22 protein-coding genes are annotated in these 24,201 nt (G+C 61.5%); 13 read left to right on the top strand and 9 right to left on the bottom strand.

Annotated elements, in window-relative coordinates:
- Window positions 1–532 precede the first annotated feature (532 nt).
- Window positions 533–1,165, top strand: coding sequence for a trimeric intracellular cation channel family protein (locus ACIQ2A_RS11765; RefSeq protein WP_398479163.1), 633 nt, complete (start codon window positions 533–535; stop codon window positions 1,163–1,165).
- Between the two features lie 97 nt (window positions 1,166–1,262).
- Here ACIQ2A_RS11765 and ACIQ2A_RS11760 read toward each other — a convergent pair whose 3' ends face one another.
- The 4 genes from ACIQ2A_RS11760 to ACIQ2A_RS11745 form a co-directional block, all read right to left on the bottom strand.
- Window positions 1,263–2,444, bottom strand: coding sequence for a glycerophosphodiester phosphodiesterase family protein (locus ACIQ2A_RS11760; protein ID WP_398479161.1), 1,182 nt, complete (start codon window positions 2,442–2,444; stop codon window positions 1,263–1,265).
- 185 nt (window positions 2,445–2,629) lie between these two features.
- Window positions 2,630–2,887, bottom strand: coding sequence for a GCG_CRPN prefix-to-repeats domain-containing protein (locus ACIQ2A_RS11755; protein WP_398479159.1), 258 nt, complete (start codon window positions 2,885–2,887; stop codon window positions 2,630–2,632).
- A gap of 182 nt (window positions 2,888–3,069) precedes the next feature.
- On the bottom strand, window positions 3,070–4,077 hold the full coding sequence (locus ACIQ2A_RS11750; protein WP_398479174.1) for an alpha/beta fold hydrolase: 1,008 nt from the start codon (window positions 4,075–4,077) through the stop codon (window positions 3,070–3,072).
- Between the two features lie 159 nt (window positions 4,078–4,236).
- The gene (locus tag ACIQ2A_RS11745; RefSeq protein WP_398479157.1) at window positions 4,237–4,701 is read right to left on the bottom strand and encodes a hypothetical protein; all 465 of its coding nucleotides are present in this window, start codon (window positions 4,699–4,701) and stop codon (window positions 4,237–4,239) included.
- Window positions 4,702–4,875: 174 nt separating this feature from the next.
- Here ACIQ2A_RS11745 and ACIQ2A_RS11740 point away from each other — a divergent pair, with 174 nt between their 5' ends.
- A complete protein-coding gene (locus tag ACIQ2A_RS11740; protein ID WP_398479155.1) occupies window positions 4,876–5,586 on the top strand; it encodes a formyltransferase family protein in 711 nt (236 codons plus the stop codon).
- Between the two features lie 9 nt (window positions 5,587–5,595).
- On the opposite strand, the gene ACIQ2A_RS11735 is transcribed toward ACIQ2A_RS11740, so the two are convergent.
- Complete coding sequence (locus tag ACIQ2A_RS11735; protein ID WP_398479153.1) at window positions 5,596–5,832, bottom strand: hypothetical protein; 237 nt, start codon at window positions 5,830–5,832, stop codon at window positions 5,596–5,598.
- A 189-nt stretch (window positions 5,833–6,021) separates the two neighbouring features.
- Between ACIQ2A_RS11735 and ACIQ2A_RS11730 the strand changes: the two genes are divergently transcribed.
- Together ACIQ2A_RS11730 and ACIQ2A_RS11725 are read left to right on the top strand one after the other, a co-directional pair.
- Window positions 6,022–7,500, top strand: coding sequence for an RAD55 family ATPase (locus ACIQ2A_RS11730; RefSeq protein WP_398479151.1), 1,479 nt, complete (start codon window positions 6,022–6,024; stop codon window positions 7,498–7,500).
- Between the two features lie 2 nt (window positions 7,501–7,502).
- Window positions 7,503–7,868, top strand: a complete 366-nt coding sequence (locus ACIQ2A_RS11725) for a response regulator (protein ID WP_398479149.1) — start codon at window positions 7,503–7,505, stop codon at window positions 7,866–7,868.
- 6 nt (window positions 7,869–7,874) lie between these two features.
- Here ACIQ2A_RS11725 and ACIQ2A_RS11720 read toward each other — a convergent pair whose 3' ends face one another.
- A complete protein-coding gene (locus tag ACIQ2A_RS11720; protein WP_398479147.1) occupies window positions 7,875–8,852 on the bottom strand; it encodes a helix-turn-helix domain-containing protein in 978 nt (325 codons plus the stop codon).
- A 215-nt stretch (window positions 8,853–9,067) separates the two neighbouring features.
- On the opposite strand from ACIQ2A_RS11720, the gene ACIQ2A_RS11715 reads away from it, so the two are divergent.
- The 3 genes from ACIQ2A_RS11715 to ACIQ2A_RS11705 all read left to right on the top strand — a co-directional run bounded on the left by ACIQ2A_RS11715 (window position 9,068) and on the right by ACIQ2A_RS11705 (window position 15,232).
- Complete coding sequence (locus ACIQ2A_RS11715) at window positions 9,068–10,723, top strand: FAD-dependent monooxygenase (RefSeq protein WP_398479145.1); 1,656 nt, start codon at window positions 9,068–9,070, stop codon at window positions 10,721–10,723.
- Between the two features lie 30 nt (window positions 10,724–10,753).
- Window positions 10,754–11,389, top strand: coding sequence for an NAD(P)H:quinone oxidoreductase (wrbA, locus tag ACIQ2A_RS11710; RefSeq protein ID WP_398479143.1), 636 nt, complete (start codon window positions 10,754–10,756; stop codon window positions 11,387–11,389).
- Window positions 11,390–11,743: 354 nt separating this feature from the next.
- Window positions 11,744–15,232, top strand: coding sequence for an indolepyruvate ferredoxin oxidoreductase family protein (locus ACIQ2A_RS11705; protein ID WP_398479141.1), 3,489 nt, complete (start codon window positions 11,744–11,746; stop codon window positions 15,230–15,232).
- 98 nt (window positions 15,233–15,330) lie between these two features.
- Here ACIQ2A_RS11705 and panC read toward each other — a convergent pair whose 3' ends face one another.
- Complete coding sequence (panC, locus tag ACIQ2A_RS11700) at window positions 15,331–16,185, bottom strand: pantoate--beta-alanine ligase (RefSeq protein WP_398479139.1); 855 nt, start codon at window positions 16,183–16,185, stop codon at window positions 15,331–15,333.
- 215 nt (window positions 16,186–16,400) lie between these two features.
- Between panC and ACIQ2A_RS11695 the strand changes: the two genes are divergently transcribed.
- From ACIQ2A_RS11695 to ACIQ2A_RS11675, 5 genes are all read left to right on the top strand, one after another.
- Window positions 16,401–17,321: a division plane positioning ATPase MipZ gene (locus ACIQ2A_RS11695; protein ID WP_398479137.1), complete on the top strand. Its 921-nt coding sequence runs from the start codon at window positions 16,401–16,403 to the stop codon at window positions 17,319–17,321.
- A 398-nt stretch (window positions 17,322–17,719) separates the two neighbouring features.
- A complete protein-coding gene (locus tag ACIQ2A_RS11690; protein WP_398479135.1) occupies window positions 17,720–18,607 on the top strand; it encodes an alpha/beta fold hydrolase in 888 nt (295 codons plus the stop codon).
- 35 nt (window positions 18,608–18,642) lie between these two features.
- Complete coding sequence (locus tag ACIQ2A_RS11685; RefSeq protein WP_398479133.1) at window positions 18,643–18,867, top strand: hypothetical protein; 225 nt, start codon at window positions 18,643–18,645, stop codon at window positions 18,865–18,867.
- A gap of 7 nt (window positions 18,868–18,874) precedes the next feature.
- On the top strand, window positions 18,875–19,159 hold the full coding sequence (locus ACIQ2A_RS11680; protein WP_398479131.1) for a type II toxin-antitoxin system RelE/ParE family toxin: 285 nt from the start codon (window positions 18,875–18,877) through the stop codon (window positions 19,157–19,159).
- Between the two features lie 68 nt (window positions 19,160–19,227).
- Window positions 19,228–19,734: a DnaJ domain-containing protein gene (locus ACIQ2A_RS11675; RefSeq protein WP_398479129.1), complete on the top strand. Its 507-nt coding sequence runs from the start codon at window positions 19,228–19,230 to the stop codon at window positions 19,732–19,734.
- A 223-nt stretch (window positions 19,735–19,957) separates the two neighbouring features.
- On the opposite strand, the gene ACIQ2A_RS11670 is transcribed toward ACIQ2A_RS11675, so the two are convergent.
- Window positions 19,958–21,775 (bottom strand): serine hydrolase, encoded by a 1,818-nt coding sequence (locus ACIQ2A_RS11670; RefSeq protein WP_398479127.1) that lies wholly within the window; start codon window positions 21,773–21,775, stop codon window positions 19,958–19,960.
- A gap of 391 nt (window positions 21,776–22,166) precedes the next feature.
- On the opposite strand from ACIQ2A_RS11670, the gene ACIQ2A_RS11665 reads away from it, so the two are divergent.
- On the top strand, window positions 22,167–22,502 hold the full coding sequence (locus ACIQ2A_RS11665) for a phasin family protein (RefSeq protein ID WP_398479124.1): 336 nt from the start codon (window positions 22,167–22,169) through the stop codon (window positions 22,500–22,502).
- A 74-nt stretch (window positions 22,503–22,576) separates the two neighbouring features.
- Here the strand turns inward: ACIQ2A_RS11665 and ACIQ2A_RS11660 are convergent, their stop codons facing one another.
- Entirely contained in the window at window positions 22,577–23,923 is a 1,347-nt protein-coding gene (locus ACIQ2A_RS11660) for a pilus assembly protein TadG-related protein (RefSeq protein WP_398479122.1), read from the bottom strand.
- Between the last annotated feature and the right edge of the window lie 278 nt (window positions 23,924–24,201).

Here is a 24,201-nt window from a genome sequence, read left to right as displayed (position 1 = left end):
CGCCATCACGGGACTTTTGGCTGGAGGACCATTCTTTTTATGCACCGGCGCGTCCCTTACTCCCTGCCGTAGCAGGTTTCGGTTTCGCTGATCCCGACGGATTTCTCCGCCGTTCGCCTGTGCCGTCTCAGCCGAACTATCGGCAGCCCCTCTTAATGGGGGCGGACGGTGACCCCCGGCCTCCCGAGTCCTGCTTGCGATGCAGGCCGCGGGCTCCGTATCCTGCCCCACCGCTCAAGACGCCCTCGAGAAGCGCCCCTCGTGAACAGGACAAGGAGGGGTATATTATCCTTTAGGAATTATGTCAAGGGGCGATGATGGTTGCGCCCGTTCAATCTTGCGCGGTGTGCAAGCGAATGGGGTTGAGTCGTAGGATGGGTTGAGTGGAGGCGCAGAGCGCCGCAGCGATACCCATCACCGCCGGGCGTATGCGGTGATGGGTATCGCTGACGCTCAACCCATCCTACAGCCACGCGCAACGACGATCCGCGGATCCATGCTAGACAGCCATCTCCTCGAGCCCTGCTGATTCATGCCCCATACCGAAGCCCTGTTGTTTCCCCTTGCAATGATTGCGCTGGTTGCCGAAGCGATGACGGCGGCGTTGGCCGCCGGGCGGCGCAAGATGGACTGGCTTGGCGTCGCCATGCTCGGCTGCATCACCGCGCTTGGTGGCGGTTCGGTGCGTGACATGCTGCTCGGGCACTATCCGCTATGGTGGGTGAAGAGCCCGTATCTGCTGCTGCTGACGGGCGGGGCGGCGCTCGCCACCATCGGCCTCGCGCAATTCGTGCATCGCTTCCACACGATTTTCCTGCTGCTCGATGCCATCGGCCTTGTGGTGTTCACGATCATGGGCGCCAATGTCGCCATGAGCATGAACCAGCCATTCCTGATCGTTGTCGTGGCGGGGATGATCACGGGCTGTGTCGGTGGCGTGATCCGCGATGTGCTGTGCAATGATGTGCCGCTGCTGTTTCGCGCGGAGCTCTATGCCAGCGTGTCGATCGTCACCGGGCTGCTCTATATCGGCGGCATCACCTACGGGTTGAGCCCGGATATCGTGATCGCGGTGGCATTCGGTGTCGGCCTCACATTCCGTCTGCTCGCGATCCGGATGAAATGGGAAATGCCGAAATTCATCTATGACAGCGACGCGAAGTAGAGGGGATGCGCAGGGCGGATGAGCCGAAGGCGTCATCCGCCGTTCTTCGCCAAACGAATTCGGCCGGCGGATGACGCTGCGCTCATCCGCCCTACGATTATTGCAGCCCCATGCAGCTGGCATAGAAGGTCGTCGTCGCTGGCCAGTCGGAGAACACGCCGCGCACGCCGACATCCCTGGCCAGCACATCGAGCACCGTCAGAGTGTCGCCGTCGCGGTCAATGGCTGGTTTGATGGAGCGATGGAAGAAGGCGCCGCCATTGGCAAGCGGTCCGTCACGCTCCAGCGACCAGGCGATCAAATCGAGGCCCGCTTCACGCGCTGCGCGCGCATAGGGCGAGGGCACGATGCGGCCGCTGCCGTCGAGCGTCAGCAGCATGTAGATGGGTGGCGCCAGGATCGGCAGCCCCATGGCTTTCAGCTCCGGCATCGATGGCCTCCATGTTTCCGGCCGCAGGTGATCGAAACCGGGCGTCGCGTAGCGTCCGTCGAGGAAGACGGCTTGCTTGCCGAAGTCCGGCGTGGTGCGCAGCCAGAACCTGATGTCGTTGAGATCGAAGCTTTGTGGGAATACGTCGCTGGCTGGAATGCCGGCCGCGCGATACTCGTCGAGCATCTGGGTCGCGTACTTTTCCTGCGTGTAGTCGCCATCGAACGGCATCGGGACTTCCGGCGCCTTCAGCTCCGGCGTGAATTTGGCGCTGAGGCTCTTGATCAGGGCGATGCTCTCGGCATGGGTCATCAGCGTGCCGGGGCTGGCATACAGATCGGTGCGCCAGCGCGGTGTGCCGTTCTGGTAGTCGGCCACGGTGGTCGCGGATGGATCGGCGGCATCCATCTTCGCGCGCAGCGTCTTGAACTCGGCCAGCGTGATGTCACTGGTGCAGCATTTTGCAGAGGCCTTCTTGCCAGTGGCGGGATCGGCAGGGCTGAAGGGCTGCGTGCATTTGGCGGCCAGCGCCGGCACCGACAAAATGTTGGTCGTGGTGTGCAGGTCGCATTGCGAATGCCGGCAGACGAGCTGACGATCCCTGGTGAAGGTGACATCGCATTCGATCACGCCGGCGCCCATGCGCGCGGCGGCGAGATAGGATTCCCGGCTGTGCTCGGGAAATTGCAGCGGCGCACCGCGATGGGCGATGGAGAAATCGCTCTTGCGAAACGGGCCGGTGCAGGTGCTGAGGCGCGTCTTCAAAGCGCCGTCCTTCATGGTTTCGGCGAGATAGAAGGGGCGCGGGCCGAGTTGCGGTTCGGTCGGCAATGGCAGTGTCTGGGCCACGGCTGCTGTGATGGAAAGGCCGGACAAGCCTATTGCGAAAAGGCGAAGCAGGGCGCGCGGCACGACAATCTCCATGGCAATGGACGATCAATGTGACATGTCTTCGTGACGTCGTTGCAAGCGCTTTACGGGCAACAAAAAACCCCGCACGAGGCGGGGTTCTTCTTCGTTGGTATTATGCGCGATCACCAGCGGCGGATGCAGCGGCCATAGGGATTGCGGAACATGCCGGGCGGGCAGAAGCGGCCGGGCGGCGGGCCCATGCGCATCGGACGGCAGAAGCCACGCGGACCGCGGGCATAGCCGGGGCCGCAGCCCTGAGCCACCTGAATCACCTCAGCGGTGTCGGCGGCGCTGAGCGGCGCTATTGGCATTGCGGCATTGGCGGCGCCGAAGCCGGCGACAGTGGCTGCGAACAAAGCCGCTGCAAAAATCTTTTTCATCGTCTTCTCCCATGGATGGTGCCGCGATGCGGCGCCGAGAATGGTGACTTCGCGTCCCCGCGACCTAACGCCGGCATGGCGAAAATGTTGCGGCAGATCGTCGCTTCACGATGCGAAATCACGCGATTCCATCTGAACGGGAGATGAATATTTCGCCGGGGCTTGTGCGAGGCTGGCGGATGTCACGGCGTGGTGGCGAGAAAGCCCAGCATCAGCTCGTTGAATTTGGCGGGAGCATCCAGGAAGACCAGATGTCCGGCATTGGGGAGCACTTCGGCTGTCGCCTTCGGCATCTTTGCCGCCAAGGCTTTGGCCAGATCGGCATTCTGGCCCATTTTGGGCCGCAGGGCTTCCGGCGCGTTGGGTTTGCCGGGCGCGTTGTGATCGTCGGCGCCCATGATGAACAAGGTCGGCAGGCCGATCAGCGGGATCTCATGCGCCACGGGCTCGCGATAGATCATCTGTGCCGAACTGACGAAGGCGCGCAGCCAGCGCGGATAATCGGAAGCGCCCTTGATGTTGAAACGGGCTTCGATGAACGGCGTCACCTGCTCGGGCGTGAGTTTGAGCGCATAGTTCGTCTCAAGCTGTTTGCGATAGCCCTCGGGCGTGAGCTTGTCCTCGGTCTCAATAATCTTCTCGGTCGGGGTCGGCGGCACGTAAAGACGATAGTCTTCGAGGCCGATCGGTGCTGCCAGCAGCAAGTGATCGATGCGGTCTGGATAAGCGCGGGCGATGCGGACACTCAGCATGCCGCCGAGCGAATGCGCGACAACGTCGAACCTGGCGATGTTGAGATGATCCATCAAGGCGATGGTGTTGCGGGCGAGGGTGTCGAAATGCAATTCGCCCGCTGGTTTCGATGATTTGCCGAAGCCGATCTGATCCGGCACCACGACGCGGTAGCCTGCATCGTTCAGCGTGCGGATCACAGGCGCCCAATAGCTCGACGGAAAATTGCGTCCATGCAGCAGGACCACGGTGCGGCCGTTCGGCTTGGCAGATGGCACATCCATATAGGCCATGCGCAACTGTTCGCCGTCATTCGTCAACGGCAGCATCTGGACGGGGTAGGGATATTGAAAGCCCTCGAGGCCGATGCCATAGGGCTGGCGCTCCGCCGCAGACGCCGCATCATGCGGTGTCAAAGACAAGATGGCGAGCGATGCGAGCAGCAGCAGAGGTTTCATCATCAGATCCGGTTCGACGACGCGTGGTGACGGTCTGGTCGATGCCACTCTCGAAGTAAAATCACATCGCCATCACGATTTGCCGATCAGCCGCAAGCAGGCACGGCAAAAAAACCGGGCGTCATGATGCCCGCTGCCTTGCCTGCCCATGCGCAAGCACTATTTCGCTGCGCCGCCCTTCGAGCTGTCGACCTCAGTGCCGGTCGGGCCGGATTGCGGGCCCTGCGAGCGGACGGGCGCCGAGCCCGTCGTCACGCCCGAATTATCCTTGGTCGGGGTCACATCGCGCACGCCAGGCGCCACTGGCGGCTTGGTGTTGGAGTCCGCGATATTGTTGGTGGGTGCAGGCGCCTTCGGCGCGCTGTCCTGAGTGGCCGGAGTCGATTGCGACGCTGTCTTGGTCGCGTCGTTTGGATTCATCGATCCGCTGTTCAGGCCATAGAATACGACGCCCAAGATCACCAGCGCTGCGGCACCATAGGCCAGCATGCGGCCGCCCGATGCAGGGCCTTCCTGCAGTTCCGGGTCTGCCTGCAATTCGCTATCGAAACGGGTGGGGTTGCGTGTATCCGCAGTGTCCTGAACTGGGCGCTGGGGATCGTTGGGGTTTTGAAAATTCGCCATGTCGATTCCTCCTGTGCGAGGAAATAACCGCCAGGGCGGGCGCATGTTCCGATCTTTGTCACAATCGCAAGGTCGCGCATTTGCTGCTGTGCAGCGCTGCTGTCGCGCGGTCATCAGTTGTTAAGACCGGGCTGCGACTCTGGCGAAACTTGATTCGTAGCCGTGGCGCCTGACATGTTTGACACTATCATTCTTCTTACAGGCCCCTCCGAGCATTCCGTCTTCACGACGCTTCTGCGCGGCCACAATCCGCATCTCCATGTGGTGCCGGTGTTCACCGCGGCAGACCTTGCGGCGATCGAGCCCGACTGGCTGGGTCGCGCGCGGCTGATCTCCTTCACCACCGACGTGATCGTGCCCGCCGCGGTGCTCGATCAGCTCGGCTATGGCGCCTATAATTTTCATCCGGGGCCGCCGAATTTTCCGGGCTGGGCGCCGGCGCATTTCGCGCTGTATGAGCGCGCGCAGGATTTCGGCTGCACCATGCATCGCATGATCGAGCGCGTCGATGCCGGGCCGATCGTGGAGGTCGAGGTGTTCGCCATTCCACCGGCCATCAGCGTCGGCGGTCTCGAAGAAATGACCTATACGCGGCTTGTGCAGATGTTCTGGCGCATGGCCCGCCTGCTCGCGACCCAGTCGGAGCCGCTGATCGAGCGCGCCATGCGTTGGGGCAGCAATCGGCAGACGCGTGCGGCCTATGAGCGTATTTGCGACATCCCGCTCACGATCGCGCCGGATGAGCTGAAACGTCGGGTCGAGGTGTTCGGCACCGACCATTTCGGCATCGTGCCCTCCATCGACCTGCACGGCTTCCAGTTTCGGGTGGTGGTGCCCGAGGCCGAGCATGACGAAGCGGCAAGCCCCGCCAAAGTCGGGGCCTGATTTTCTCGCCTATCGAGAAATCGACGTCGATGGCGAGGCGTGGTGCGCTGTCGGCTCGCTCGCGTGGCCTGTGATTCCGTAAAGCAGAAAACTCAGTACGATCAGCAGGGCGATCCCGATCACGGCCTTGGTCGGCTTGTGACTATGCTCATCGCCGCAGCGGGGATGATACTTGTCCCTATGCGCGTCTGCCTTGCGGTTGGCGAAGCCGGCCTGTGCCATCTGGATATTGGAAAGCTGGGTCATTCCATTCTCCTCGTCAGCTGCTACCGGGGTCCAATGGTCGATCCCGCCCGGATGTTCCGCGTTTTCCGTGCGCTCACGAATGTCGTCGTCGTTCTTCGAAATATTTCTGCAAAACCCGCGGAACCGATTGCATCCCGGCGCGTTTCAGCATCTCACCGTTCTAGGTGACGCTTCAGGGGCAGTAGTGGGATGAGTGCTGATAACGGCCGGGTCGCGACCGGCATCGCTGGTCTAGATACGATTCTGGGTGGGGGCGTTTTCGACGGCGGCATCTACATCATTCAGGGCGCGCCCGGCGCCGGAAAGACGATTCTCGGCAACCAGATCTGCTTCGCGCAGGCGGCGCAGGGCCGCAATGCGCTGTACATCACGCTGCTGGCGGAAAGCCATGCCCGCATGATCGGGCATATGCGGCGATTGAATTTCTTTGACGAAGACGCTGTCCCGGACCGGATGTCCTATGTCGGCGCCTTCAAGACGCTGGAGGATGACGGGCTGCGCGGGCTGCTGGATGTCGTCCGCCGCGAGGTGCGCACCCGCAAGGCCAGCATCCTGGTGCTCGATGGCCTGATCACTGTGCATGAGAAGGCGCGGACAGAGCTTGAGCTCAAGAAATTCATCCATGAGCTGCAGACCCAGGCGGGCTTCAGCAATTGCACCATGTTCCTGCTCACCAGCGCCTTCGATGCCGATGCGCATCCGCCGGAACATACGATGGTGGATGGGCTGATCGAACTGCAGTCGCAGCTCCATGGCCGGCGCTCGGAGCGTTCGATCCAGATCCACAAATTGCGCGGCGGCTGGTTCATGGGCGGCAAGCATGCCTATCGCATCACCGATGACGGCCACGCCATCTATCCCCGCATCGAGGCGCTGCTCGAGACGCCGAGCGTCTGGGACAGCGCCGATGGACCCATGGTGCCGATCGGCATTCCCGGCATCGACAAGATGTTCGGCGGCGGCATCGATACGCATTCGGTGACGGTGGTGCTGGGGCCGTCGGGCTCCGGCAAGACGACCGCGGGCCTGCAGTTCCTCACCGGTGGTCCGGCGGAAGAGAAGGCGCTGTTCTTCGGCTTCCACGAAAATCCGATGGCGCTGCGGGTGAAGGCCAAGAGCCTCAAGCTGGCGCTGCCCGACAATATCAGCCTGATGTGGCGCCCACAGACCGAAGCGGTGCTGGACGAGGTGGCGACGGAATTGCTCGGCACGATCCGGCAGACCGGTGTTCGCCGCCTGGTGATCGACGGCATCGAAGGCTTTTCGAAGCTCACCGACGAGAAGACCCGCATGGGTTCTTTTTTGTCGGCGCTGTGCAACGAGTTGCGCGCGCTCGGTGTTACGACTCTGGCAACGGCGGAAACCGACCATGCCGGCATGACACCCGGGCAGCCGCTCAAGGGTGTGAACCAGACCGGTCTGTCCGCTGTCGCCGAGAATATCATCGCGCTGCATCTCGCAGCCCTGCGTTCGGAAAACCATCGCCTGATGACGATCTTGAAATCACGCGACCGTCGGACCGATATGCGGATGCGCCGCTTTGAAATTCACGATGGCGGCATCGTGCTTGATGAGAACCACGAGCGGGCCGAACGCATTCTTCGCGATATTTCCAGTCAGGGATCGCAGCCGACGCCGGCCGCGGACCTCAAATTGACTGGAGATTAGCGGTGCGGACTGTCCTGATTGTCGAGGACGAATGGGCGATCGCCGACTGGCTGGAAGTGCTGCTCAGCGAGAGCGCCTTCAATGTGCTGGTCGCCGGCAATGGCCGCGAAGCGCTCGACATCCTGCATCGCGAGACGCCGGATCTCGTGCTCACCGATTTCATGATGCCGTTTGTCGACGGGGCAGGGCTGATCACCGCGATGCGCGCGGAGGAGCGATTGCGTGACATTCCGGTGGTGGTCATGACCTCGCTGCTGGAAAACGTCGTCCGCGACCGCGCCGGGCGTTTCCGGGCGTATCTGCGAAAACCGTTTCGCGAGGCGGATCTCCTGAAGATTATTGGCGAGATTTTTCCAGACCAGAGGTAGCAGAAGCTAATCTCGGCTAATCTGTGTTCCCCAAGCCTGCGTCTTCGCTGCATCTCGGTATGCACGCGGCGTTGTACCGCTGAAGCGTCTGAACATGTCTGACAAATGGCTCTGGCTCGAGAAACCAACCTGGAAAGCTATTCTGGCGATCGAGTCGTTCGTGGAGATCAGAAGCCGCTTCGCGCATTCTATGCGTCGCCTGATGACATATTGATGTGGCGTCTCGCCATGGGCCGCCACGAAGGCATGGGCAAAGCTTGCCGTGCCGAGGCCGGCGATCTGCGCCAGGATCGGTAGACCGAGATCGTCCGATAAATTATTTTCGATATGCATGCGCACACGCGTAAGCGCCGTTCCGTGGCCGGTCTGGGCGGCCAATACTGCAGGCGTCTCGGCGCTCTGGCGAACAGTGTGATGGCGCAGCAAGTGGGACGCCGCTGTTTTCGCAAGGTCATCAACATAGGGGCAGTCGAGATCCGCATTGCGCCGTTCCAGCGCAGCGACGATCTCCATGCTGACTTGCTCAAGCAGCGGATCGACGAAGCCGACCTTGGGCAACATGTCGAGTTCTCTCGCCTGCATACTATAGATCTGCTCAGCGGCGCGTTCGACAAGCGATCCACGTAGATAGACCATCATGATGTCGGCCGTGCCGGTCAGCCGGAAGCTCGATGCCATGCGCGTGGGCAATATACCGAACTGACGCGGGCGAAGCGCGAGCGTGGAGATCTTTGTCTCTCCAGCAATGCGCCGTTCGATCCTGGCAGATTGCCTCAAACAGTAAGCGAAGCAGATATGATCGATCGGGGCCAGAGAGCCCTGCCAGCGCCGTTCGGACGTCACCGAAGCATGGATATCCTTCCAGCCAAGGCCGTCGCTTGTCGATAAGACCTTGCTGCCAGCATCGAGTTCTATTGAGTGCGTCTCGCTGGCACGAAACGGCGAGACAAAATTGCCGCCGAGGGGCGGGCTCACGGCGTTCATCGGAAACCTTCCACCGCAATCTCGTAATTCTGGAAAACTAGCTCGGAAATCTGGAAGACGACAACGATCATCAGCGCGAAAACTGCGCAAGAAATCGACTGGACCTGCACATAAAGCATTCGTGCGCCGGTTCGTTGAGCAACCGCCGTTGCGCAGATGATCGGGTATTGAACTGACCGATCGGAATGCATGCCGGCCTGAATCAAGGATGGATCATGAGCGAGCCGGAAGTACTTGTTATCGGTGGAAGTCTGGTTGGTCTGGCGACGTCGATGTTTCTCGGGACGCATGGTGTGCCGTGTCTCTCGATTGAGAAGCATCGAGGAACGGCAATTCATCCACGGGCTGGATTTTTTCAGCTCCGCACCCTCGAAATGATGCGCGTCGCCGGAATCGATGAGCAGGTTATCGCAGCCGCGCATGCGATGTATGACCCGAATGGCGGCATGAACGCGGTCGAGACGCTGGCCGGACGAGAGATCGCCAACTACATTCCGGACATCAATCAAGGCATCGCGGACATAAGCCCGGCGCGTCGGCTCTTCATGCCGCAGCAGGTGCTTGAGCCAATCATCCAACGCCGGGCGGTCGAGCTTGGATCCCAGTTTCGCTACAGCACTGAACTCGTATCATTCGAGCAGGATGACGATGGCGTAACCGCCGTCGTCCGGGACGTCGACAGCCTGAAGGAAGAACGTATCCGCGCAAAATACATGGTGGCTTGCGACGGAAATCGCAGCCCCGTGCGCGAAAAGCTCGGTATCGCGATGCAGGGTCATCCGATCATGAGCCACAGCGTCACGATCTACTTTCGCGCGGATTGTTCACGCGCACTTCGCGGACGCAATCTCGGTGTTATCTACGTCAATAACCCGGAGGTCAGAGGCTTTTTCCGCCTGGAGAAGACAGGATTGGGCGGATTCCTGGTCGTCTTCACCACGGGTGATATCAAGGACCCCGCAGCGCGCCGGACGGCGGACGGCATAACCATTGAAAAGGCTGCGCAGCTCGTCCGAGCCGCTGTTGGCGAGGCTGATCTCGATGTGAAGGTCGAGGACGTTGCCAAGTGGGTGGCCGTTTGCCGGGCGGCCGAGACGTTCCAGCACGGTCGTATCCTGATCGCAGGGGACGCTGCACACACGATGACGCCGACCGGCGGTTATGGCGGTAATACCGGCATACAGGACGCACATAATCTCGCATGGAAACTCGCTTTCGTCACACGAGGTGCAGCGGGGCCGCGTCTCATTGATAGTTACGACTCCGAGCGACAGCCGGCCGGTCGGCAGGCGATCGAGCAGGCGTATAATCGCTATGTCACGCGTTCAGATCCGGATCTCGGGACGGACGGAATGAAGAAAGCCATTCCCGACATACATATCGAGTTCAACCGCTATCGTTCCGATGCGGTCGTTCCGGATCCGGACGCAATCGACGATCAGATCGTCGATATCGATCCCCGAAAATCGTACGCCCTTCCTGGCACGCGCGCACCGCACATCATGCTGCGCCAAGGTGATGTCAAGATCTCCTCGCTAGATCTGTATCACAGTGAATTCGTGCTGATGGCAGGCGAAGCCGGCGAGGGCTGGATCGGAGCCGCCCGCCAGGCGAGCGAGCAAACCGGCGTGGCGATCAGGGCGCATGTGGTGGGTAGTCCGGGGTCAGGAGAAAAGCTGACGGATCTGCCGCCGTATCGCGAGAAGATTTCGTCGCTCTTCACGCCAGCCTTTCCGGTGGCCTACGGGATCGAGCCATCCGGGGCCGTGCTGGTACGTCCGGACGGCTACGTGGCGTGGCGTCAGAAGGCCTTCATGCCGGATGCGGCAGCATCGCTGTCAGGCGCGCTCACGCGCGTCCTCTGCCGCTGACACCTTTCGTCGATCAATCGGAGATCTACCATGCCGACACGCATTCACGTCGTATTCTACAGTATGTATGGACACATGCATAAAATGGCCGAGGCCGTCGCCGCTGGCGCAGGGGCCATCGAAGGCACCGAAGTCACCCTCCTGCAGGTGCCGGAGCTTGTTCCTGATGACGTCCTGCTGCTCAGCGGCGCGCGCGAGACGCGTGCAGCTTTCGCAACAGTGCCAGTCGCCGAGCCCGGCAAGCTTGCGGAAGCTGATGCGATCATCTTCGGCACGCCGACCCGGTTCGGAAATATGTGCGCGCAGATGCGCAATTTCCTCGATCAGACCGGGCCGCTATGGGCGAGCGGCTCCCTGGTCGGGAAGGTCGGCAGCGTATTCACCAGCACGGCGTCTCAGCACGGAGGACATGAAACCACGATCACGAGCTTTCATACCACCTTGCTTCACCACGGCATGGTGATCGTCGGCGTTCCTTACACCGAGCAGCGATTGGTCGAGATGGACGAGATTTCGGGCGGTAGCCCTTACGGAGCCTCGACGTTGACCGGCGGCAATGGTGCTCGCCAGCCCAGCAAGAATGAACTCGCCATCGCCCGCTTTCAGGGCATGCATGTTGCGGACATCGCCAACAGGCTCAATGGCAGTCATTGGCGCAAGGCCTGACGCATTGAAGATATCGGACCTGTGCCGGGCTGGTTAAACCTGCCCGGCATGGAGTTGTCATTCGGCCCCAGCGAACCGGGATATTCCCACTAAGGTATCCTGGCAGTTTTGCTGCAGTGCACTGCGCTGGCATCTCATTTCGCCGCGACTGCCTGCAGCGACATAACGTGGCGGATCTTGGCCCAACCGCATCACGAAGTTGCGTTTTTAGATGGCAGTCACGCGCCGATCACATTTGTGGTGCGCCCGGTTTCCAATTCAACATAGACTATTTCTAAGGGAGTCGAACGACCCCACATAAATTGCGCAAGCACGCCCGCCGGAAATGATGCGGGCGGCAGAACTGAGGGTGGAATGGGAATCAATCAAGGCCCGATCAGTCTCGATCAGAAATACACCCAGGGTTCAGGTCATATTTTCCTCACCGGCATCCAGGCGCTGGTGCGGCTGCCGATGGCGCAGGTGCGCCGGGATCGTGCGGAGGGGCTCAACACCTCGGCCTTTGTCACCGGCTATCGCGGCTCGCCACTCGGCGGCTACGACCAGCAGCTCATGGCTGCGCGAAAACATCTCGATCAATATGGCATCAAGTTTCAACCCGGCGTGAACGAGGATCTGGCCGCCACCGCGATCTGGGGCACCCAGCAGCTCAATCTGTCGCCCGGCGCCAATTACGACGGCATCACCGGCATCTGGTACGGCAAGGGGCCGGGCGTCGATCGCTGCGGCGACGTTTTCAGGCACGGCAATGCCGCGGGCTCGGCCGCGCATGGAGGCGTGCTGTGCCTGGCCGGTGACGATCACGGCGCGAAATCATCGACGGTGCCGCATCAGTCGGACCATGCCTTCATCTCGGCGCTGATGCCTTATCTCTACCCGTCGTCGATCCATGAGATCATCGACATGGGCCTGCTCGGCATCGCCATGTCGCGTTATTCCGGCTGCTGGGTCGGCATGAAGGTGATCACCGAAACCGTGGAGACCACGGCGGAGATCAATCTCAATGACGAGATGACACCCTTCAAGATTCCCACCGATTTCGAGATGCCGCCCGGCGGTCTCAACCTGCGCTGGCCCGACGATCGCTATGCGCAGGATCGCCGCCTGCAGGATTATAAGGGCTTTGCCGCGATCGCTTTTGCCCGCGCCAACAATATCAACCGCGTGACCATCGATAGCCCGAATGCCCGCTTCGGCATCATGGCCTCCGGCAAGAGCTATGAGGACGTGCGGCAGGCGTTGCGCGAACTGGGGATCACCGAACAGGTGGCCGCCAAGATCGGTCTGCGCCTCTACAAGATCGGCATGCCGTGGCCGCTGGAGCCGGAAGGCGTGCGCAAGTTCGCGGTGGGTCTTGAAGAGATCTTCATTGTCGAGGAACGTCGCGAGATCGTCGAGAACCAGGTCAAGCAGGAGCTGTTCAACTGGCGCGACGATGTGCGGCCGCGCATCGTCGGCAAGATGGATTCGCATGATCAGCGTTTCCTGCCCTTTGCGGAAGAACTGAGCGTCGCCAAGCTTGCGACATCGATGGTCGATCGCCTGCTGGCGATGGAGATCGATCCGGAAATCGCAGCACTGCTGCGCGCCAAGGCCGACTGGTTTCATGGTCGCGAGGCATCGCAGGTCCAGAACGTCGTGCCGATCACGCGCACGCCGTATTTCTGCTCGGGCTGCCCTCATAATACGTCCACCAAGGTGCCGGAAGGCTCGCGCGCGCTCGCGGGCATCGGCTGCCACTTCATGACGTTGTGGATGGACCGCAATACCGAGACCTTCACCCATATGGGCGGCGAGGGCGTGCCATGGACCGGCATCGCGCCCTTCACCAAGGAAAAGCATATCTTCGCCAATCTCGGCGACGGCACTTACTTCCATTCCGGCTCGCTGGCGATCCGGCAGTCGATCGCGTCCAAAGCGAACATCACCTACAAGATCCTCTATAACGACGCCGTCGCCATGACCGGCGGCCAGAAGCATGACGGCGAACTGTCGCCGCAGCAGATCACCTTCCAGCTCCACTCCGAAGGCATCCGCGCGATCTATCTCGTCTCGGAAAATCCGGACGCCTATCCGGCAAGCTCCATCGCGCCGGGTACCAAGCTTGCACATCGCGACGAACTCGATCGCGTGATGAAGGAATGCCGGGAGATCGAAGGTTGTTCGGCCATCGTCTTCGTGCAGACCTGTGCGGCCGAGAAGCGCCGCCGCCGCAAGAAGGGCATCCTGGAAGATCCGCAGCGTCGCGTGATCATCAATCCCGCGGTCTGCGAAGGCTGCGGCGATTGTTCGGTGCAGTCGAACTGCATCTCGGTGGAGCCGCTGGAGACCGAACTCGGCCGCAAGCGCACCATCAACCAGTCGAGCTGCAACAAGGACTATTCCTGCCTCAAGGGTTTTTGCCCGTCCTTCGTCACCGTCGATGGCGGCAAGCTGAAGCGGAAGGCGCCGGTGGAACTCGGCAATATCGGCGAACTGCCGGAGCCGGCGTCGCGGCCGACGCTGGATCGTCCGTACAATGTCGCTGTCGGTGGTGTCGGCGGCACCGGTGTCCTCACCATCGGCGCGCTGCTCGGCATGGCCGCGCATATCGAGGGCAAGGCCTCGATGATCCTCGACATGTCCGGCCTGGCGCAGAAGGGCGGCGCGGTGCTGAGCCATGTGCGACTTGCCAACGACACCGCCGAGGTGACCTGTTCGCGCATCGTCACCGGTGGTGCCGATCTCCTCATCGCCGCCGACGAGGTAGTGGCAATCGCCAAGGAGACGATCTCGCTGTGCGAGAGCGAGCGCACCACGGGCATCGTGAACACGCATCTGATCCCGATCGCCGACTTCGTCCGCAACCGCGATTTCAACTTCCAGCGCGGCCGCGTCAACGACGTGCTGTCGATGGCGCTGCGCAAGACATCGACCTTCCTCGATTTCACCAAGGCCGCTGAAGGCCTGCTCGGCGACAGCATCGCCACCAACATGATGATGATGGGCTATGCCTATCAACAGGGCCTGCTGCCACTGCAGGTCGCGTCCATCGAGCAGGCGATCGAGCTCAATGGCGTCTCGATCAAGATGAATATGCTGGCGTTCCAGCTCGGCCGTCTTGCCGCTCACGATCCGGCACGGCTGGCGTCCATGCTGAAGGGCAGCGACGGCGTCGCTGCGCCGAAGACGCAGGATGAGATGTCACTGGACGAGATCATCGCCCATCGCAGCGCGATGCTGACCGACTACCAGAATGTGAAACTGGCAGAGGCGTATCGCACGACGGTGGGACAGGTGCGCGACGCCGCGCTGCGCGGCGGCTATGACGATGCGCTGCCGCGGGCGGTGGCGATCAATTACGCAAAACTGCTCGCCTACAAGGATGAGTATGAAGTGGCGCGGCTCTATACCGATGGCCGTTTCGAAAAGCAGCTGCGCGACCAGTTCGAGGGCGATTTCAAGATCCACTTCAATCTGGCACCGCCGATGCTGCCCGGCACGGATGCGTCCGGCCGTCCGAAGAAGCGCGCTTTTGGTGCGTGGATGATGCCGCTGTTCAAGCTGCTGGCCGGTGCGCGCGGTCTGCGCGGCACGCCGCTCGATGTGTTCGGCTATAGCGCCGATCGCAAGATCGAGCGCGATCTGATCGCGGGCTATGAGAAGGATATCGCGACGGTGCTGGAGCTGTTGTCGCCGGCGAATGTCGAGATCGCCGTGGAGCTGCTGTCGCTGCCCGACACGATCCGCGGCTATGGCCCGGTGAAGGAAGCAGCGGTGGAGGCGGCCAAGGCACGTTATGCGGGGCTGGCGAAGGATCTGGTGAACCCGCCGCCGGTGCCACGGCAGATCGCGGCGGAATAGGTGTGCCGTAGGGCGGATTAGCCGAAGGCGTCATCCGCCGGCCGAGTGCATGGCTGAAACTCCGCGGCGGATGACGCTTCGCTCATCCGCCTTACGTTCTACACCCCGATATTATCGATCAGCCTTGTCTTGCCGAGCTTCGCCGCCACGATGAGCCGCACCGGCCCGTCCTTCATCGACGCAATCTTCGCCAGCGTCTCGCTATGCCGTGCCTCGAAATAATCGAGCACGAACCCCGCCGCGGTGATCATTGCGGCACCACCCGCAAGTGCGGTCTCGACATCGTCGCCGGCCTTCAACCGCTTCGCCGTGTCCTTCATCGCCTTGTACAGCACAGGCGCCGTCGCGCGATCTTCGGGCGAGAGATACACATTGCGTGACGACATCGCGAGGCCGTCGCGTTCGCGCACGGTGGTGGCGCCGATCACCTTGACGCCGAGATCGAGATCCCGTGCCATTCGCGTCACCACTTTCAACTGCTGAAAGTCCTTCTCACCGAAGAACGCCATGTCAGGGCGTACCTGCGTGAACAGTTTTCCGACCACGGTGGCGACGCCGCCGAAGAAATGCGGGCGGAAGCGATCTTCGAGATCAGCGGTAGCCGGGCCTTCGGTCACGATCTTCGTCGCGAAGCCTTCGGGATACATGACCTTGGCGTCGGGATTCCACACGAGGTCGGCGCCGGCCTCGGTCAGTTTGGCGAGATCGCTCTTCCAGGTGCGCGGATAGGCGCCAAAATCCTCGGTGGGCGCGAACTGGGTCGGATTCACGAAGATCGACACCACCACCTTGTCGCAGCGGCGCTGGGCCAGGCGCACCAGCGAGATGTGGCCGTCATGCAGCGCGCCCATGGTCGGCACCAGGCCGATGGTGGCCTTGCGTGCGCGGAGGCCATCCGTGGCGCGGCGAAGTGCGGGGAGGGTGCGGGCAATGAGGGGGGCGCGACGGGGCATGTTGGCTCGTTATCGTTGGCGTCGTGGCAAGGCGGGCGCGTCTGCTTAGCAAAGCCGGTATGGGTGCGCCAAGCCTCGCTGTGGTGTTCCGATGCCGCGGGCATTCGCCGGATTCATCATTAAGACCATCGGCTGCGACCTCCGGTACCTTCGGGTCCGCATTTTCCTTGACGCTCGAACAGCTCTGCTTTGATGGTGAGGCAAGGATTCAATCGATGTTGATGCAGAGCGCACAGCAATCCGGCACGGCGCATGTCATCGTGCTGGGCAATGAGAAAGGCGGGTCGGGCAAGTCCACGACCGCGCTTCACATCGCCGTGGCCTTGCTCAAGGCCGGCCAGCGCGTCGCCACCATCGATCTCGATTGCCGCCAGCGCAGCTTTACGCGCTACATCGATAATCGTCGCACATGGGCCGCGCAGGCAGGCTTGGCGCTCGAAGTGCCCGAGCACTATTGCCTGCAGCTCGGCGACAGCATGCAGATTGCCGAGAACGAGTCATTCGAGCTCGAACAGTTTGCGCAAGCGATGGCGGCCGTCGAGCGTACGCACGACTTCATCGTGATCGATACGCCGGGCAGCGACACGTTCCTGATGCGTCTGGCGCATTCGATGGCGGATACGCTGGTCACGCCGATCAATGACAGCTTTCTCGATTTCGATGTGCTCGGCACCGTTGATCCCGCGAACTACACGGTGACCGGCGAAAGTCATTATGCGCAGATGGCGCGTGATTCCAGGCGCAAGCGCCGTCAGCACGATGGCTCCTCGACCGACTGGATCGTGGTGCGCAACCGGCTCTCGATGCTTGGCTCGCGCAACAAGATGCTGGTCGCCGGTGTGCTGGACGAGCTTGCTTTCCGACTGGGCTTTCGCCCTGTGGACGGGCTTGCCGAGCGGGTGATGTATCGCGAATTCTTCCCGCGTGGTCTGACGGCCCTCGACGACCTCAACGAGGCCACGCTCGGCCGCCGCCCGAGCATGGGCCATGTCACTGCCCGCGAAGAAGTGGTGGAGCTGCTCCGCAAACTCAAATTACCGCTCGACGAGCGTGGTCGGCGCCGGGCCGCGAACCGGGCGGAATGGGCATCGCAGGCTGTCGGGCCACTCGACCTGCACGACATCGTCGATCCCTGATGCAATCGGCTGACTTCTTAAGCGATTGAAATAGTTAAAATTTTAGCTGTTGGCCTAAGCCGTTACAGCGATTTCACGGGTACTATGGCCCTGAGCCGTGGAACGTGAGCTGCATTTCACAGTTGATTCATCGTCGAGATGCGACCGAGTTTGGAACGTCGTTCCCTTGCGAAAGCGGGCCAAATTCGCTGATTCAATCGTGGCTTTTCTTCGCAACTGCACAAGAAAGGGATGCGGCGCACAATGTTACGGCGCGAGATTCACAACATTTAGTCTTTCTGTCACGGCGCTGTGACATATATGCTGTTCAAGCAGCGGTCATTGTCATCCACCGATCACAATCATCGCAGCCTTGAACCGGCGAGCGTCCTCTGAGGGATCATGCCGAGGGACCGAACATGAAACGCGGATTACTGATTCTGCTTTCGGTTTGCGTACTGACCGCTGTCGCGTATTTCACCGCGAGCAAGTGGGCGATCCGCCATGAGACGCTGACATTCTTCGACAAGTCGCGTGGCCGTGAGATCCAGGTTGATATCGCCGTCCGCCGCGACAAGGAAATGCAGGCCAATGCCGGCATGATCACGTTGCCGGTGGCGATCCTCAATCACGGCAACACCGTCAAATTCACCGAATACTCGTTCCTCGCAAACGTATTTGCTGCGCGCGGCTATATGGCCGTGAGCATCCAGCACGATCTGGCGACGGACGCGCCGCTCGTCACCAAAGTTGGTGAAGTCTATGTCGGCCGCTTGCCGGTCTATGAGCGCGGCGTCGAAAATATCAAATTCGCGGTGAAGGAGCTGAAGAAGATTCAGCCGAGCTCCGATTACGATCATCTGACGCTGGTCGGTCATTCGAATGGCGGCGACATCTCGATGTTCTTCGCCAAGGAATATCCGGACGAAGTGAAGAAGGTCGTGACGCTGGATAACCTGCGCGTGCCGTTCATGACCGACGGAAAGTTCAAGATCCTGTCGTTCCGTTCGCATGACGCGGTGTTCAAGCCCGATCCGGGCGTGGTGCCCGATGACGACGTCTGCGAGAAGGCCGGCATCACCGTCGTCAACACCGGTGCCCAGCACACGGATATGAGCGACCGCGGACCGGAGGCGCTGAAAGAGAAGATCCAGGGTCTGCTGTCCAAGTTCCTGGACGACGACAGCAAGCTGTCGCCGGTCAGCGGCAAGCCGCAGATCCTGCAGAAGCCGGCCGCTGCGCCTGCCCAGCAGAGCATGGTGACCGAGCCGGACAAGCTCGCGCGGTATACGCCCAGCGTGAATTGATCTGACGCGGGCATCGCCGCGTGTTAGGTTGAGGCATGTCAGACCTGTTCGATCAGACAATTGCCAAGGTGAAGCAGCTTCCCGCCGCCGAGCAGGACGCAGCAGCTTATTTGCTGATCGATTATCTCGAAACCAAGCGAGGAACGTTGCTGACTGACGAGCAGCTTGCTGAAGTCAGGCGTCGGCGCTCTGATCCAAACGCCGTATGGGTCTCGCACGAAGAAGCTCGACAGTTCATCGATCGGCTCATTTCCCGATGAGTTGCTCATGCGCTTGGTCTTCCATGACAGGGCGCTTGCTGACATTGGACATATCCATCACTGGATTGCTGCCGACTCCCTGACAGCAGCGGACCGTATGATTGAGCGGATATACGCCAGTCTTGAAACGCTATCGCTGTTTCCTGGCATGGGGCATCCTGGAGGCGATCCCGGCATCCTCGAGTGGGCGATTCCGCGGACGCCTTATGTAGCTGTGTATGAGGTAAGATACGCTCCCGACGAAATGTTCGTGCTCGCACTCTTTCATCAGGCGCAAGATCGAGGGGCTTGATGTCGCGCCGATCATCGGCGTGCATGCGAAAGCTTCCAACCCCGCCCGCAACCGACTAATGATCGCGCATGGCCACACTGATCGCCGGCGCTGTCGCCGTTTTCGTTCTCTATATGCTGCTGCAGCTGCTTCGCACCGCGAATCCGGCGATGCTGGCGCGCGCCACCAAGATTGGTGGCGGGGTTCTGTGTCTGGCCGCCGCCGCTTTCACCGGGTTGAGGGGCGAGTTCTGGGTCGCCATCCCGATCGGGTTATTTGGCGCCGGCCTGCTTGGCTGGGCGCCGTTCGGCGGCGGGCTGGCCGAACGAGAGCTTGACCGCCGGTTTCCCGGCTGGCGTCAGCACGCGCAGGGCAACGCGGCAGGGCGGAACGACCGGAGCGCGGCGTCGGGCAAAATGTCGGACGAGGAGGCCTATCAGATCCTTGGCGTGAAGCCGGGGGCGGGGCGTGACGATATCAGCCGGGCTCATCGATCCCTGATGAAGAAATTGCATCCCGACCAGGGGGGCTCGACGTACCTCGCGGCTCGCGTCAACGAGGCCAAGGATACTCTGTTTCGCACGCATCGCAGCTAACTCCAGAACGCTTTACGCTACTGACTGCGAGTGGATTCCGTTGCTCTGTGGGACGCCCCGTCGCCTGCCATTGTTCGGCTGGTCGATCATTCCCCGTCTGACTTTTGTAGTCGGGATTTCTTGACGAGACGTTGCCCGTACGAGGAATTGTTTACCCTGAAACGCAAAACGGCCGGGACATCGTCCCGGCCGTTTGTCGTTGTCGCGCCGTGTGTGGCGGCGATCAGTTCTTGATCGTGATGCAGGGGATGTCCGAGCGCTTCAGCGCCTTGCAGGCCGTCTCCGCCTGGTCGCGGTCGAGGCCGGCGAAGCGGGCGCGGTAGAGTTTTCGCGATCCTGCGCCCACCGTCTCGGTGAAGGGATCGGCCTTGCCGAGTGCGCCGCGTGCGCTGTCGCGGGCGGCATCGAGGCGCGACTTGGCTTCGCTTTCGCTGCCCAGCGCGCCGACCTGGATGATCCAGCCGGAATGGGCTGCGGTGGGCTTGATGGAGCCGGCCTGCTGGACCGCCTGAGGGGCAGGCGCAGGAGCCGGGGCCGCTGCCGGAGCGGCATAGGCCATGGCCGTGCCGCCATGCTGGGCGCCAGAGGCGGGGAGGACGCCGAGAATGCCATTGCCGGTGCCATGCCCGGCGGGCTGTCGCGGCATCTCGGAGCGGGCATAGAGCGAATTGGTGGTCTCGGGAGAGCGGGCGGTCGGCTCGGCGGAAGCCGACGTCGAGTTGGTCGCCACCGGCGCATCCGTGCCCGCCGAGGCGACGCGATACTGGCCCGACTTGACCTGGACGGTGCGAACGCGAACCGGCTTCATCGGCTCGGCCGAGCCCGGAATGGTCGAGATCGGCTCCGACTGGATTACGCCGCTATTGAGCGGGCCGGTGTCCGGCTTGCGTGCCTGTGGCACGGCTGCAGGCGGCACGGCGGCGGTTGCTGCCGCAAGGAACGAGCGGTTGGGAATGGCGGCCGCTGCAGCCGGGCGGGCAGGGGCGGGCTCAGGCGCGGCAACCGGTTCGGCTGACGGCGGCGCTGCAGAAGCGACCTGGATCGCTCCATTGACCTGCTTGGTCTCGGTCGGGCGCGACTTGGCCTCGACCTCGGCGACCTCGGTCGCGGATTCCGCCGGGCTGCGCTCGGTGATGGCGGCCACGGTGCGGCGGTTGGCGCCCTTTTCCAGATTGTCAGCGAGCAGGGTGCGCATGGCCGCATCGCGCGAGCCACCGCTGCGGCCGCCGAGCACGACACCGACCAGGAAGCGGTTGCCGCGCTTCATGGAGGACACGAGGTTGAAGCCGGAGGCGCGGGTGTAACCGGTCTTGATGCCGTCCACGCCTTCGACCGAGCCGACCAGACGATTGTGGTTGCGGATGTTGCGGCCACGGAAGTTGAAGGAGGCGGTGGCAAAATAGCGATAATAGCGCGGGAAGCGATCCTGGATGGCGCGGCCGAGCGTCGATTGATCGCGCGCGGTGGTGACCTGCGCATCATCAGGAAGGCCCGAGGCATTGCGATACACGGTGCGGCTCATGCCGAGCGCGCGCGCCTTCTTGGTCATCAGCTTGGCAAAGTCGTCTTCGTCGCCGGCGATGGCTTCGGCAATCACGACGGCGGCGTCATTGGCCGAGCGGGTGACGAGGCCCTTGATCGCGTCCTCGACGCGCAGCGTCTGGCCGGGGCGCAGGCCAAGCTTGGTGGGTGATTGTGACGAGGCGTGCTGCGAGACGTCCATCTCGGAGTCGAGCGTGATCTTGCCCTGTTCGAGCTTCTCGAACAGCATATACAGCGTCATGATCTTGGTGAGCGATGCCGGGTGGCGCAGCGAGTCTGGGTTGGTCGCCTGCAGCACGGCGCCCGAATTGCCATCGACGATGATGGTCGCGAAAGCCGGGTTGTAGCTGGAGACCCGGGAGATTTTTGCCTTGCCCGACTTGTGCCGGCGGCGGGCATCCGCGGTGTCCACCGTGAAGGCGACAGCAATGCTGATGGTTGCAAGCCCCAATACGCACGCACGAAGGGTGCGCGACGAAGCAAACGTTGTGCGAAGCATGGACTTCCCCGTCAGATCGGTCTCATTCCCCCACCGGTAAGGCTAAATTATGCCCGGCAACCGGAGGTTCGTCTCAGTTTTTCTGGTCGGCCTGAGCGCGCTCTCGACGGAAGGCAATAAAGATCTCGCCATTCTGGCTAAGAGCATGTGCTCACGCAGTTTTTAGGCCTTGCGGCCAATACGCACCAATGCAGGGAATCAGGGTAGGCGGCCCGGGTTGCCAAACAGTTAAGCAAATCTTGCGCTGCATCCCCGGATTCATGGCAAATGCCGGTATTTGTGCATTGCACGCAATTCTTGACCGAATTGTGCATTGCGGGATAGATGCAGGTTGCGCCACCCGGGCGGGAACCAGTTTCCGCCCGCCCCTGCAGTCCGGGAAAGGATTCACATGATCAAGCTCGAAGATTTCCAGCAATACGGCCAGGAGCACTTCGCCAGCGCCGTTGCGTCGGCGGCAGAGATGGGCAGCAACGCGCAGGCCATCGCGACCGCAGTTGGCGATTATGCCAAGAAGTCGATCGAGGATGGCAATGCCATGGTGACCGAACTGGCCACCGTCAAATCGATGGAAAAGGCGCTCGAGATCCAGAGCGACTACGCCAAGATCGCCTATGAAAATTTTGTTGCCGAAGGTCAGAAGATCGGCGGCCTGTATGCGGATCTGGCCAAGCAGGCCTGCAAGCCGTTCGAAGGTTTCATGGCCAAGATGACGTCGGCTGCCTGAGAGCAGGGATCATCAGAAAACAAAACGCCCGGCCATCTGGCCGGGCGTTTTTCGTTTGGGGTGTGCTGCGCGTCCTAGCGCGAGACGCGAAGCGCATTAAGCGAGTTGCCGATCGCCTGGAAGGCGGTGGCGATGCCGGCGGCGGTCGTGGTGGCGAAGAATTGACCGGAGTCGGCGCAGTATTTGAGAACGGCAAAATCAGGGCCGCCGTCGGTGTTGACCTGAATGGTGTAGATGGTCGTCTTGCGCTTGCCATCGACCATTTCGGCTTTGATATTGTCGCAAAGGATCTTCTGCCGCGCATCGACTTCCGGCGAGTTGCTGCTGCCGTTGCCGTACCAGCGGTTCTTGGTGTTGTCGCCATCGGACAACAGGATGATTGCATCCGTATATTTGTAGTTCGAGTCCTTGGTCGGAGCCGGGAACGGATCGCCGCCAACCTGCAGCGTGCGCCACGCCCATGCCATGCCGATCGACTGGTTGGTCGCGCCGTTTGGTGACAGATCGTCGATCTTGTCCTTCAGCTTTTGCGTGTTGGTGGCGCCATAGGCCGTGGTCATGCCCAGAATGGGGTCGGGGCAAGCGTTATACTGATTGGCCGGATAGCGCGTTGACGAAGACGTCGGTGCGTCATTTGTGGTGTCGTAGGGTTGATCACGATCTGTGACGCAGCCGTTCCAGCCGCTGTGATCCGCGGTCTGCCAGACCCATTTGTTGTTCTTGTAGGTCCAGTAGCCGTTGGAATCATCCCAGTCGTCCCATTTGAGCCACGAAGCGTCTTTGTTGCTCGAGCCCACATTGACCATCTGTGCGAAGGGCACGATCGAAATATAGACATCTTCGGTCATGCGCGACGCCGAGCTCAACGTGTCGACCAGGCTCTTCGCCGCCTTTTTCATTTCAGTCATCTTGTTGCTCGACGCCATCGAGCCCGTCACGTCGAGCGCCATGGCGATGCGCATGCGCGTCGAGCCCCATGTCGTGGTCGAACCACCATTGATGGTCATCTGGGGGAAGCCGACCATCTTCATGAAGTCGGTGGGCACGGTGCCGGAACCGTTCAGGGTCACGGTCGAGCCGCTCTTGGTGTTGGTGGTGTAAGTCGCGGTGACGGTGATCGGGCTGGACGCGCTATTGGTGTAGAGCGCGTTGAAATAGGTGGTGGCCTTGGCCGAGATTTCTGCGGTCGACATCGACGGATTGGAGCCGAGATCCTTCGACACCATCAGCGCGGCTGAGTCCAACGCCACCTTCATCGATGACCGGGCCGCCGTCGTGCGCGAATAGTCGATGGCGGCGCCGACGAAGCCGAGCAGGGGCACCAGCGACACGGCGAAGATCATTGCCACATTGCCGCGCTCGTTGCGGGCGAACCGCCGAGCCGCGTTGCGCGCCTTGTCTGAAATCGATGGGATGAACATGGTGACCGCCAAAATGGTTTGATGCCGGCCATTTCGCGGTACGTGGCTAAACGGGTGGTAAAGGTCTCCTCGGAAAATCGGTAAAAGGCTCTGTATTGGTAGCCGGGGATGCGGGTGTTCGGTATCATCCTGAACAGCCGCTAAACCGGGGATATGGTTCAGCCGTGCAATTGCGCAGAATTCGTTAACCTTTGGGCGACCGGGCTGTGGGGCGTTCGACGGGCGGATATTCCGGGTGCGCTTGCGAGGGGACGGAGCCGGACCCATATTGGCCATGC

Origin of the sequence: Tardiphaga sp. (assembly GCF_044336785.1) — a bacterium.
Classification (GTDB): domain Bacteria; phylum Pseudomonadota; class Alphaproteobacteria; order Rhizobiales; family Xanthobacteraceae; genus Tardiphaga.
Note: the sequence above shows the minus strand (reverse complement) of the source record. Positions and strands in the feature narration are given on the sequence as shown.